We start from the raw sequence: 11,643 nt of genomic DNA on the forward strand, positions 1-11,643 counted from the left end.
CTCACCCTGAAGTGATCATGGTTGAGGCGTCACCTTATCGAGTGATTCCGGGTTTCCGTCGATACCCGACGAGCTCAAGGTGCAGGCTGAACCCCAGCGCGGTGAACATCCGCTCGGAGGCGTCGTTGCCCAAGGAGATCACCGCCCCCGCCCGCGGCCGCGGCCCGTCCTTGACGGCCAGTTCACGCAACAGCGCCCGGACGACACCGCGCCCGGTGCCCGCGCCGCGCATCTCGGGGTCGACGGCGACGAAGTCCACGTACAGCTCGTCCTGCTGGGCGTACCCGGCGGCGTAGCCGAGCACCCCGGTCGCTCCCGTGGCGACGACGACGGTGTGGCCGCGCGAGCCGTCCAGGAGTTGGCCGCCCGCGACCGTGGTGTTGGGGAAACAGCGTTCGTGCAGCTCGACGACCTGGGCGCGGACCTCGGGATCTTCGTCGAGTGGGCGGGCGGTGTCGGCGTCGTCGACCGCTGCGACGAGGACCGACCGCAGCGCGGGGCCGGTCAGGGTGAACACGCGGCTGGTGTTGCCCTGGGTGAAGCCGTGCCGGGCGGCGAAATCGCCGAGCCTGCGGTTGCGGCGGTGGCCGAACAGTTCGAGGTCGCCGATCCCGGCCAGCCGGGGCACGGCCATGGCCGCTTCGAGGAGTTCGTCGGCGACGTTGTGCCAGCACTGGCGGTAGGCGGGATGGTCGGCGGGCAGTTCGATCAGCGGCCCGAACAGCCAGGCGCGGCCGACCACGGGGTCGGCGTCGACGCTGAGGACCCCGCGCGGGGTGCCGTCGTCGGCGACCGCCAGGACCGCGCCGGAGGCCCAGTCAGGCCGCAGACCTGCGAGTTCGTCCTCGATCTCGGCCGCGGTGACGCCGTGGTAGCCGATGTGGTGCTCTTCGTCGGCCTGCAGGCGGACCACAAGTCGGACGACGTCGGCCAGGTCGCCGGGCCGGGCAGGGCGGATCGCATACATGAATGAATCGTGAATGGTCGGCCCCGGCCGCCGCGACTGGATTTCGGGACTGGCCGATTGTGTCTCAATAGGATCATACTTTCCCCCAACCTGCGGACTCACCGTTACGGTCGCTACCCGGACGGCGATTCCCTAGAACCACCTGTGTGCATCCAGAGAGGCTTAGAGCCGATGGCTAGTTTCGACGCAAAGCGAGTGACCCCGATCGAATGGGCGGGTATCGGCGCAGGCGCGCTCGCGTTCCTGATCAGCTTCTTCCCGTGGTACTCCTTCTCCTTTGACGGCCCCTCGCTGGGCTTCGACACCAGCGGCTCGCTCAGCGCGTGGAACGTCGGCATCCTCGGCTGGCTGCCCGTGCTCATGCTGATCGGCGCGGGCGTCGTCGTGCTGCTGCCGCACCTCGGCAACGACGTGCCGAACCGGGCCACCATCTGGCTGGGCCTGGCCGCGGGCGCTGTTGTGCTCATCCTGATCCGCTGGCTGACCCTGCCGGACGACGGCGGCCTCGGCTCGCTCGCGGGCAGCGGCTACTCCTCCGGCGCGGGCTTCGGCCTGATCGTCGGCCTGCTCGTCGCGATCGCGTCCGCGGTGGCCGCGTTCCTGACCTTCCAGGCCGCGCAGAAGGCCCGGCCCGCCGGTGGCCCGGCCATGCCGCCCGCCGCCTGACAGCGCGTTGAACGAAAGAGCCGCCCCGCGTCGCGGGGCGGCTCTTTCGTTGTCTCAGGCCGCTGGGTCCTCTTCGGACTGTTCGATCGCGGCGTCGCGGTCGGGGCGCTGGATGCGCTGGGAGATGACCTGGGTGATGCCGTCGCCGCGCATGCTCACGCCGTAGAGCGCGTCGGCGATCTCCATGGTCGGCTTCTGGTGGGTGATGATGATGAGCTGCGAACTCGCCCGCAGCTGCTCCAGCAGGCCGATGAGCCGCCGCATGTTGGTGTCGTCCAGCGCGGCCTCGACCTCGTCCATCACGTAGAACGGCGAGGGGCGGGCGCGGAAGATCGCCACCAGCATGGCCACCGCGACCAGCGACTTCTCCCCGCCGGAGAGCAGCGACAGCCGCTTGACCTTCTTGCCGGGCGGGCGGGCCTCGACGTCGACGCCGGTGACGAGCATGTCGTCGGGCTCGGTGAGGATCATCCGGCCCTCGCCGCCCGGGAACAGCACGTCGAAGACAATCTCGAACTCGCGGGCGACATCGGTGTAGGCCGAGGTGAAGACCTCCAGGATCTTCTCGTCGACCTCCTTGATCACCACCAGCAGGTCGCGCCGGGTCGCCTTGAGGTCTTCGAGCTGGGTGGAGAGGAACTTGTAGCGCTCCTCCAGCGCGGCGAACTCCTCCAGGGCCAGCGGGTTGACCTTGCCCAGCATCGTCAGGTCGCGCTCGGCGCGCTTGGCGCGGCGGGCCTGGGTCTCGCGGTCGTACGGCGACGGCGGCGGCATCGTGACGTCCTCGCCGCGCTCCTTCGCCAGCTCGTACTCGGCCAGTTCGGCCGGGCTCGGCGGCACCGGCACCGTCGGGCCGTACTCGGCGACCAGGTCGTCGAGACCGATGCCGAACTGCTCGGCGATGCGGGTCTCCAACTGCTCCAGCCGCAGCCGCTGCTCGGCGCGCAGCACCTCGTCGCGGTGCACGGCGTCGGTCAGCTTCTCCAGCTCGGTCGACAGCTCGCGGACCTTGCCGCGCACGTCGGCCAGCACCCGCTCGCGCTCGGCGCGCTGGGCCTGCACGACGTCGCGTTCCTCGGCGGCGCGGCGCAGCGACTGGGCGATGCGCTCCAGCGCCAGCTCGCCGCCGTCGACCACGGCCTGGGCGACCTTCGCGCCCCGGGCACGCGCGGCGAGCGCGCGGGTGGCGCGTTCGCGGGCCTCCCGCTCGGCGCGGGCGGCGCGGCGCAGGCCGTCGGCCTTGCCCTGCAGCGCGCGGTGCCGCTCCTCGGCGGTGCGCAGCGACAGGCGGGCCTCCATCTCCTCCTGGCGGGAGGTGGCCAGCTCGGCGGTGTACTCGTCGCGCTCGGCGGAGTCCGGCTCGTCATCGACTTCCTGCTCCTGCACGACGACCAGGCGTTCCTCCAGGTCGGCGAGCTTCATCAGGGCCTCTTCGCGGGCCTGCTCGACCTTGGCGCGCTGCGTCGTCGCGCGCTCGACCTCGGCCTGGGCGGCGCGGAGGGCCTGGCGGAGGCGGTTGAGGCGCTCGGAGGACCGCGCGGCGCGGACCTTCGCCTCGTTCATCTCCTCCTTGATCGCGCTGACTTCGGCCCGCCTGGCCTGCTGCTCGGCGCGGGCGCCTTCGAGCGCGGCGGCGGAGTGCTCGACGGTCCGCTCGGCGGCGGCGAGCTTGGCGTTGGCCTCGTCGACGGCGGCCTGGACCTCGATGACGCTCTGCGCCCGCTCGGACCCGCCGACCGCCCAGTGCGCGCCAAGCACGTCGCCTTCTGCGGTGACCGCGCGGACGTCGGGATAGGTCTCGACCAGCGCTTTCGCGGCGGGCAGGGCGTCCACGACGGCGAGCTTGTCCAGCGCCCGGTGCACCGCGGGAAGCAGCGCGTCGGGCGCTCGGACCAGGTCGACGGCCCAGCGGGCGCCCGCCGGGAGAGACGGCCAGGACGAGCGGTCGGACGACACCGCGGCGCCGCCGATGATCATTCCGGCCCGGCCGCCGTCGCCCGCACGCAGCAGGCGCAGCGCCTCGACGGCGCCGGACGGGTCGGCCACGGCCACCGCGTCGGCCACTGGCCCCAGGGCGGCGGCCAGCGCGGCCTCGGCACCCGGCTCGACGGTGAGCAGCGCGGCTACGGAGCCCAGCAGGCCGGGCAGCCGGTCGGCGGCGGCGAGCAGCGCGCCAGCGCCGTCCTTGCGGGCCAGGCCCATCGACAGCGCGTCGACCCGCGCCTTCCACGACGCGATCTCCCGCTCGGCGGCCCGCTCGGCGGCGACGAGTTCCTCGACGCGGGCCTTGGCGGAGTCGTTGGCCTCGACGGCTCGGCGGTGGCGCTCGTCGAGCCCGGCGTCGTCGCCTTCCTCGGTGCCGGTGGCGGCTTCGCCCTCTTCGAGTTCTTGGGCGGCGAACTCGGCGCGGTCGCTCGCCTCGGCCAGCGCGACGGACAGCCGCTCGATCTCGTCGGCGGTGGCGTTGGTGTTGCTCCGCAGCGCCTCGACCTGGCCCGCGAGGCGCGCGAGGCCCTCGCGGCGGTCGGCGATGGCGCGCACGGCGGCCAGGTGAGCCTTCTCGGCGGCCTGGACCAGCCGCTCCAGCTCGGCGCGGCGCTCGGTGGACTCGGCCAGGGTGTAGCGGGCCTCGGCGACGGCCTCGAACAGCTCGGCCTCGCGCATCGCGGTGTGCTCGGCCTCGGCTTCCATCTCGTCGGGGTCGCGGCCGCCGCGCGGGGCGTCGACCGCCGCGGACAGGTGGCGGGCGCGTTCGACGGCGAGCCGGACCGTGCCGCGCAGGCGTTCCTCCAGCGCGGAGAGCCGGTACCAGGTCTCCTGGGCCGCGGCCAGCTTCGGCGCGTCGACCGCGAGGTGGTCCTCCAACTCGGTCTGGCGGGCCTGGCCCAGTTCCAGGGCCTGCTCGACCTCGGCGCGCTTGCGCCGCGCGGTGGCCTCGTCGGCCTCCTCGCGGGCGATGTCCTCGCGCTGGGTGACCAGGTCGTCGGCGTGCAGGCGCAGGCGGGCGTCGCGCAGCTCGGACTGCACGGTCTGGGCCTTGCGGGCGATCTCGGCCTGCTTGCCCAGCGGCTTGAGCTGGCGGCGCAGCTCGGCGGTCAGGTCGGTGAGGCGGGTGAGGTTGGCCTGCATCGCGTCGAGCTTGCGGATGGCCTTCTCTTTGCGCTTGCGGTGCTTGAGGACGCCCGCGGCCTCCTCGATGAACGCGCGGCGCTCCTCGGGCTTGGACTCCAGGATCGCGGCGAGCTGGCCCTGGCCGACGATGACGTGCATCTCGCGGCCGATGCCGGAGTCGGACAGCAGCTCCTGGACGTCCATCAGGCGGCAGCCGTTGCCGTTGATCTCGTACTCGCTGGCGCCGTCGCGGAACATCCGGCGGGTGATCGACACCTCGTTGTACTCGATCGGCAGGGCGCCGTCGGAGTTGTCGATGGTGAGGGTGACCTCGGCGCGGCCCAGCGGCGCGCGGCCGGAGGTGCCCGCGAAGATGACGTCCTCCATCTTGCCGCCGCGCAGGCCCTTGGCGCTGCCCTCGCCCATCACCCAGCGCAGCGCGTCGAGGACGTTGGACTTGCCGGACCCGTTGGGGCCGACGACGCAGGTGATGCCTGGCTCGAACTTCAGCGTCGTCGCGGAGGCGAAGGACTTGAAGCCCTTCAGCGTCAGGCTCTTGAGGTGCACGAGGCTGAACCTTCCGAGTGCCGACTGCTTGTTATCCGGAAGAGACTACCTGCGCACCTGCCCGGACCTGGGGAGGTGGGGTCGGTTCGCGCGTGTCAGGACGGCGCGTCGACGCTGACCAGAACCCGGTCCTTGTCGGTCACGACCTCAACCTTGGCGATGTGGGCGAGATCGATGGACGTGCTGCCGGGGATGGCCTCACCAGCGACCCAACTGGTCGACCACCAGCCCGCGGTCTCCTTGTAGCCGTCGCGGTCGCGCACCACGAGCTTGCACGGCTTGCCCGGCGGCACGTCGTGCAGTGTGATTTTGACCTCGGTGCCCCACGGGCGGTCGGCCAGTTCGACCTCGGCGCTGACGCCGCTGCCTTGATCGGTCGCCGACCAACTCACCGTGCCTGGCTCCGGTTCGGGCTCCAACTGCCCCCGGACCACGAACACCACGCCCGCGGCCAGCGCGGCGACGGTGGCCGCCGCGACGGCCAGCGCGGCGAACCGGCGGCGCTTGCGCGGCGGTTGCTCGCGCGGCAGCTCGACGACCCGCACGGGCTCCCCGTCCGGCTCGTCATCGATGGCGGGCTGGTCCTCGAAGTCGCCCAGCGAGATGCGGTGCAGCAGGCCCGGCAGCGGAGCCATGCGCAGCAGCTCGGCACGGCACGTGGCGCAGCCGTTCAGATGCGACTCGAACTCGGCGCGGTCGGCGGGGTCGAGCGCACCGAGCACATAAGCCCCCACCGAAGTCAGATGCAAACAACTCATGGCTCGGTCACCCCCCTTTCCTCCAGGGCGTCGCGCAGCGCCCGCAGCGCGTAGAACGTGCGGGACTTGACCGTGCCGGGCGGCACACCAAGCACCTTGGCCGCCTCGGACACGGTGCGCCTGCGGAAGTACAGCTCGGCGATGACGTTGCGGTGGTCGCGCGACAGCGCCCGCATCGCCTCCGCCACCTGCCAGCCCTGCAGGACCTGCTCGAAGTCGTCGGTCGGCCTGGCCCAGTCGGTCTCGATCGGGACCTCGGCCACCCGCGCGTTCTGCTTGCGGTAACCGGAGATCACCAGGTTCTTGGCCACCGTGTAGAGCCACGGGCCCGCGTGGTCGACGTCGAGTTCGTCGGCGTGCTTCCACGCGCGCAGCAGCGTCTCCTGGACGATGTCCTCGGCGCGCTGGTGATCACCGCCCACCGACTTCAGGACATAGCTGTGGAGCGGCCGCCGATAGCGGCCATACAGCTCACGGACGAGTTCCTCGTCCTGCCCCGGGGTGTCAGCCACGACCTTGGCTACGCGAGTGCGGCGGAATCGGTTCATCGCTCACCGCTCGACGAACCCCTCGACGCCCTTGACCGGACCCCACTGCTCGACCACATGGTCGACGTTCCCCGGTGTCGCGCCGGACCGCAAGGCCCTCAGCAGGCTGTCGCACACATCACGCGGCCCCTCGGCGACCACTTCGACACGGCCGTCGGCGGTGTTGCGCGCCCAGCCGGACAGGCCCAGTTCGAGGGCGCGGGCACGCGTCCACCAGCGGAAACCGACGCCTTGGACGCGGCCGTGGACCCAGGCGGTCAGCCGGACGGGGTCTCCGTCGTGTTCGGGTGCGGGCATGGGGTCATCCTGCCGGGTGATAGTTTGGCGCGCCGACACGGCCGAGTGGAGAGTGGACCTGCATGTCAGAGCCAGAAGACCGCGTCGAGGTCTCGCCGGTGGACGACGAGCGCCCGGGCCTGCGCCGCGCGCCGTACGCCATCCTGGGGGTCTCGGGGGTGGTGCTCGCGACGGTGTTCGCCGCCGTCGCCGCCGTGGCCTCCCCGGAGTCCGAGGACGCCGGGCCCGCCGCGCCCGCCACCATCACCGTGAGCACGACGCGTCCCACGACGACCACGACCGGTGACGTCACCACGGACCCGACGACCACGTCGGACACCACGACGACCACCGAGTCGACCACCACGACCACCACCACGGAGTCCGAGGACCCGACGTCGACGACGACCAAGAAGCCGAAGCCGACGACGACCACGACGACACCGCCCCGGGTGACGACGACTCAGCCAACGGTCACACAGCCGACGACCACCAGGCCGCCGACCACGGACCCGACGACGACTCAGCCGCCCACCACCACGCCCGACCCGACGACGACCACCGCCACGTAACGGCGAGGTTCACCGTATAGGCGGACGGGTCACCCGTTAGTGGTAGCTTGCGCGACCGTGACACACCGCCGTGGTCCCAACGCGTTAGTCCGGGCCGTGCTCGTCGCGCTCGCCGTGGGCGCGGGCACGGCCGGTATGGCCAAGATCCTCTCCGGCCCGCCGACGATCGAGGGCAGCCCGGACCGCATCGCGCTGGACGTGCCCACGAGCGTGTCCTCCCCCGCGCCCGACGCGCCGGTGACGACCAAGAGCGCGGCCGGGACGGTATCGGGCACATCGTCGGCCCCCACGACGGCGTCGAGCAGCCTCAGCGCCGCCCCGACGACCACCACGACACCGCCCACCACGGTGACGACCACGACGACCAAGAAGCCGAAGCCGACCACGACGCCGCCGACGGACACTTCGGCCGCGGGCCAGGTCCTCGCGCTGGTCAACAACTACCGGAGCCAGCACGGCTGCGGCGCGGTCACCCTGGACAGCAGGCTCAACAACGCCGCTCAGGACCACAGCGACGACATGTCGTACTACGGCTACTTCTCCCACACCAGCCTCGACGGCCGCAGCTTCGTCGACCGCGCCCACGACGCCGGCTACCCCAGCCCGGGCGCCGAGAACATCGCCCGCGGCCAGACCTCGGCGGCGCAGGTGATGACGGCGTGGATGAACTCGTCCGGCCACCGCGCGAACATCCTCAACTGCTCGATGCGGACCATGGGCCTCGGCCTGGCCACGCGCGGCTACTACTGGACGCAGATGTTCGGGTACTGACTCGGGTGGGAGCGGGCCCCCGATGCCCGCTCCCACCCGACGCTCACTTCGTCGGCGTCACCGAGACCGTGGGGCTCGAGGTCGAGCTCGGCACGACTGAGGACGACGGGACCGTCGAGGATGACGGCGCCGTCGAGCTGGCCGACGGGACCGGACTCGGCGGCAGCGGGACGAACGGCAGGTCCATGCGCTCCTCGCAGTAGCCGTTGACGTAGGTGATCCGCGGGACCGGGAACCGGTTGCGGAACACCGACGGGTCGTGCGCGCCGCCGCACGACGGGTAGTCCAGGGTGATCGGGGCGCCGGTCTCGTCGTAGAGGTAGAACTCGTTGATCGGCTTCCCGTCCGGGCCCGCGGCGTACACATTGGACAGTGGCCTGCCGCCGTAGGTCAGGCCGCCGCCGACGTAGCCCTGGTTGTAGTAGACCGGCCCGGAGCGGTCGGCACCGACGATGCCGAACAAGAGTCCGATCAGCATGCCGATGACGAAAGCGTTGGCGGGCACGGTGAACACGAGCCACCGCCGGTTCGTGTCGACCCGCCCCATCGTCCACACCAGACCGATCGCGAGGGCGAGCACGAACACCGCGACCAGCGGTCCCCGCCGGATCGCGAACAGCAGGGCCACCGCCAACACCACGAGCCGGATCAGCCCCCACGCCGGGCGCAGCGAGCGGAGGTAGTCCTGGGTTCCCGGCTGGATCATGCCTTTCAGGGAGTCGCCGACCGCGCGGAGACGACGGTATTCCGGCAGGTCGGCGATGTCGGACCGGCTGACCTGACTGGCCAGCACCAGCCACAGCGCCGGGACGAACAGCGGCAGACACAGGACGAGGACGACCAGCGGCTCCGCCTGGTAGCCCTCCGTCGCGATCCCGGCCAACAGCGCGGCGGCCGACGTCAGCCCGATGGCCCAGAACACGAACCGCCCACGCCCGGGATGCCCACTGACCGGCGGCGGCCCCTCCACCGGCGGATACCCGCCCGCGGCCCGCAACTCGGCGGCGTACTCCTCGGGCGAGCCGAGCCGGTCGACCGGATCCCCCGGCTCCCCGAACACCTCGGTGACGTGCGGCTCGATGTCCTCAAGCACCTCGGCCAGCTCGTCAGCGGGCAGATCCGCCAGCGCGGCCCGAACCCGGGCGAGGTACTCATCGAGCCCCGGGCGAGTGTCGGTGGTGCCGTTCACGCCGCCGCCCCCTTCAAAATCTCATCCAAAGTCCCAGCGAAGGCCCGCCAAGCGTCCTCCGACTCCACCAACCGCGCCCGCCCGGACTCGTTGAGCCCGTAGTACTTCCGGTGCGGCCCCTCATCACTCGGCACCACGTAGGACGTCAGACATCCGGCCCGATAGAGCCTCCGCAACGTCCCGTACACCGACGCGTCCCCGACCTCTTCCATGCCCCCGCCGCGCAGTCTTCGCAGAACGTCGTAGCCGTAGCCATCCTCGTTCCGCAGCACAGCGAGCACGGCGAGGTCGAGCACGCCTTTGAGCAATTGGCTCGTGTCCACCCGCACCCCTCCCGGTATCGCGCTAGCAACACTATTGCGCAGTGCGCAGTACCGCGCAAGGCCGAATGTGGTGGCTACGGTGGAGGCATGGCTGTCCACCTCAACCACACGATCGTGAGCGCGACGGACAAGACCGCGTCGGCGCGGTTCCTGTCGGAGATCCTCGGCCTGCCGGAGCCGGTGCCGTTCGGCCCGTTCCTCTGCGTGCAGACGGACAACGAGGTGACCTTGGACTACATGGAGGTTCGGGGCGAGTTCGCCCGGCAGCACTATGCGTTTCTGGTGAGCGAGGAGGAGTTCGACACGATCTTCGGCCGGATCCTGGACCGGAAACTCGACCACTGGGCGGACCCGTACCACCACCTGCCGGGCGAGATCAACACGCACGACGGCGGCCGCGGCGTGTACTTCGACGATCCGGACGGCCACAGCCTGGAGATCATCACCCGCCCATACGGGAGCGGGTCGTGATGACCAGAACGAGCGAATCGGCGCTGCAGAGCGGTGTGGCCACCGTCGTGATCGGGGATCCACCGCGACGAACAACCAAGCAATGCGGGTCCATTACTAGGGCGAACACAACGTCGGCTCCGGCCGTGGCCCGCAGCCTTCCTCACCGCAAATGCTTCACCACTACCGAGGTTAGGGTCGGGCGCCGGGCGGCCCCGCCGCCCGACTTCCAACATCGGCGCACACGCCGCATCCAGCAAGGTCCGCCTGTTGACCCGCGCGCATGTGCGTCACGTCGCCCGCCGCATAAGCAGGCGGCGCAGAGCCGGTTTGAGGTGCTGAAACGACATAGCTCGATCTAACAGACCTGAAAATGCATATGCAAATATTGCAGATATTCCAACTCCGAACCCGTTGCCGAACCCACCAACCCGAATACGGGCTCCACATCGGCGAGCGTCACCGCTGGATGATCGACTACCTCAAATATTGCGTGCAACTGAGCCTCACGAACGATCAGATCGGACTCGTGCTGAGCCAGAACCGAAAGCATCCGAACAATCACCCGACGTTCGGTGACGCTATAGGACGACCGCCAATCACAAACGGAGTCAGCCGCTCGGGCGCGACAATTCGAATCGTCGGACAGCAACTCGGCGAGCAGCATACCGAGAGCACTTCGACCAATAGCCACCTGTAGACCCCGGACACTCTCAGCAGTACGGCGTGTGGCGCCCCGAGTACCGGGGCGCCACACGCCTGTCGTCACCTGGACGGGTGTGGACTAAGCCTTTGATCCCATGTGCTCGAGCGCGTGAACCACCTGGCCTAGTTCCCCTTCCAGCGTGGATAGATCACGGTTCTCACAATAGTTGTTCCAGATCTCCACAGCGCGGGCATGCTGCTCGATATAGACCAAAGCGTCTTCGACGCTCACCGAGCCAACTCCTCGCTTCGCAGCCAAGGTCCGAACGTAGTGATCGGAAATAGCGACGACCGCCCTACCCGCCAGTCCGCGCACAATCCAGCCCACTTTCTCAGCTGAGATCAATCGGGAGAATACTGACAGTTCAGGCTCATCATCAGCATCCTCAATGGGTCCCGAAAAGTTCATCCGACTCACCCGAACATGCCGTTCACCCAGCATGATTTGGCCCGGCGGGCTCGCACAAGCGAGGCCGCCGGGCCAAATCCATCTAACTCACCCGAAAATGCACACGCAAGTACTCCAGGTATTCCAACTCCGAGCCCGTTGCCGAACCCGTCAATCCGAGTACGGGTTCCACATCGGCGAGCGTCACCGCAGGATGATCGACTACCTCGACTATGGCGTGCAACTGCGCCTCACGAGCGGCGGGATCGGGCTCGTATTGAGCCAGAACCGAAAGCACCCGAACAACCACTCGAAGTTCGACGACGTCGTAGGACGACTGCCAATCGCAAAC

The 11,643-nt window shown here is 69.8% G+C and carries 13 protein-coding genes; 4 read left to right on the plus strand and 9 right to left on the minus strand.

Annotation, left to right across the window (positions count from 1 at the left end; translation table 11 throughout):
- Positions 1–34 precede the first annotated feature (34 nt).
- Positions 35–967: a GNAT family N-acetyltransferase gene (locus tag ACSHT8_RS14315; protein ID WP_436501412.1), complete on the minus strand. Its 933-nt coding sequence runs from the start codon at positions 965–967 to the stop codon at positions 35–37.
- A 195-nt stretch (positions 968–1,162) separates the two neighbouring features.
- Here ACSHT8_RS14315 and ACSHT8_RS14320 point away from each other — a divergent pair, with 195 nt between their 5' ends.
- Positions 1,163–1,633, plus strand: coding sequence for a hypothetical protein (locus ACSHT8_RS14320; RefSeq protein WP_436501414.1), 471 nt, complete (start codon positions 1,163–1,165; stop codon positions 1,631–1,633).
- A gap of 54 nt (positions 1,634–1,687) precedes the next feature.
- On the opposite strand, the gene smc is transcribed toward ACSHT8_RS14320, so the two are convergent.
- From smc to ACSHT8_RS14340, 4 genes are all read right to left on the minus strand, one after another.
- Complete coding sequence (gene smc, locus ACSHT8_RS14325) at positions 1,688–5,311, minus strand: chromosome segregation protein SMC (RefSeq protein ID WP_436501416.1); 3,624 nt, start codon at positions 5,309–5,311, stop codon at positions 1,688–1,690.
- A gap of 95 nt (positions 5,312–5,406) precedes the next feature.
- Positions 5,407–6,069 (minus strand): anti-sigma factor family protein, encoded by a 663-nt coding sequence (locus ACSHT8_RS14330; protein WP_436501418.1) that lies wholly within the window; start codon positions 6,067–6,069, stop codon positions 5,407–5,409.
- Positions 6,066–6,581 (minus strand): sigma-70 family RNA polymerase sigma factor, encoded by a 516-nt coding sequence (locus ACSHT8_RS14335; protein WP_436501420.1) that lies wholly within the window; start codon positions 6,579–6,581, stop codon positions 6,066–6,068. Before ACSHT8_RS14335 ends, ACSHT8_RS14330 begins: the two co-directional genes overlap by 4 nt.
- A 39-nt stretch (positions 6,582–6,620) precedes the next feature.
- Positions 6,621–6,914, minus strand: coding sequence for an acylphosphatase (locus tag ACSHT8_RS14340; RefSeq protein ID WP_436501422.1), 294 nt, complete (start codon positions 6,912–6,914; stop codon positions 6,621–6,623).
- Positions 6,915–6,976: 62 nt separating this feature from the next.
- On the opposite strand from ACSHT8_RS14340, the gene ACSHT8_RS14345 reads away from it, so the two are divergent.
- Positions 6,977–7,465 (plus strand): hypothetical protein, encoded by a 489-nt coding sequence (locus ACSHT8_RS14345; protein ID WP_436501424.1) that lies wholly within the window; start codon positions 6,977–6,979, stop codon positions 7,463–7,465.
- A gap of 57 nt (positions 7,466–7,522) precedes the next feature.
- Positions 7,523–8,236, plus strand: coding sequence for a CAP domain-containing protein (locus tag ACSHT8_RS14350; protein WP_436501426.1), 714 nt, complete (start codon positions 7,523–7,525; stop codon positions 8,234–8,236).
- Positions 8,237–8,279: 43 nt separating this feature from the next.
- Here ACSHT8_RS14350 and ACSHT8_RS14355 read toward each other — a convergent pair whose 3' ends face one another.
- Both ACSHT8_RS14355 and ACSHT8_RS14360 read right to left on the minus strand, forming a co-directional pair.
- Positions 8,280–9,425 (minus strand): HAAS signaling domain-containing protein, encoded by a 1,146-nt coding sequence (locus tag ACSHT8_RS14355; RefSeq protein ID WP_436501427.1) that lies wholly within the window; start codon positions 9,423–9,425, stop codon positions 8,280–8,282.
- Positions 9,422–9,748, minus strand: a complete 327-nt coding sequence (locus tag ACSHT8_RS14360) for a PadR family transcriptional regulator (protein ID WP_436501428.1) — start codon at positions 9,746–9,748, stop codon at positions 9,422–9,424. The genes ACSHT8_RS14355 and ACSHT8_RS14360 overlap by 4 nt, the downstream gene beginning before the upstream one ends.
- A gap of 87 nt (positions 9,749–9,835) precedes the next feature.
- Between ACSHT8_RS14360 and ACSHT8_RS14365 the strand changes: the two genes are divergently transcribed.
- Positions 9,836–10,219, plus strand: a complete 384-nt coding sequence (locus tag ACSHT8_RS14365; RefSeq protein WP_436501430.1) for a VOC family protein — start codon at positions 9,836–9,838, stop codon at positions 10,217–10,219.
- 337 nt (positions 10,220–10,556) lie between these two features.
- Here the strand turns inward: ACSHT8_RS14365 and ACSHT8_RS14370 are convergent, their stop codons facing one another.
- Complete coding sequence (locus ACSHT8_RS14370; RefSeq protein WP_436501432.1) at positions 10,557–10,865, minus strand: hypothetical protein; 309 nt, start codon at positions 10,863–10,865, stop codon at positions 10,557–10,559.
- A gap of 117 nt (positions 10,866–10,982) precedes the next feature.
- Positions 10,983–11,312, minus strand: a complete 330-nt coding sequence (locus tag ACSHT8_RS14375; RefSeq protein ID WP_436501433.1) for a hypothetical protein — start codon at positions 11,310–11,312, stop codon at positions 10,983–10,985.
- Between the last annotated feature and the right edge of the window lie 331 nt (positions 11,313–11,643).

Origin of the sequence: Actinokineospora sp. HUAS TT18, from assembly GCF_051364635.1 — a bacterium.
In the GTDB taxonomy this organism is placed as follows: Bacteria; Actinomycetota; Actinomycetes; order Mycobacteriales; family Pseudonocardiaceae; genus Actinokineospora.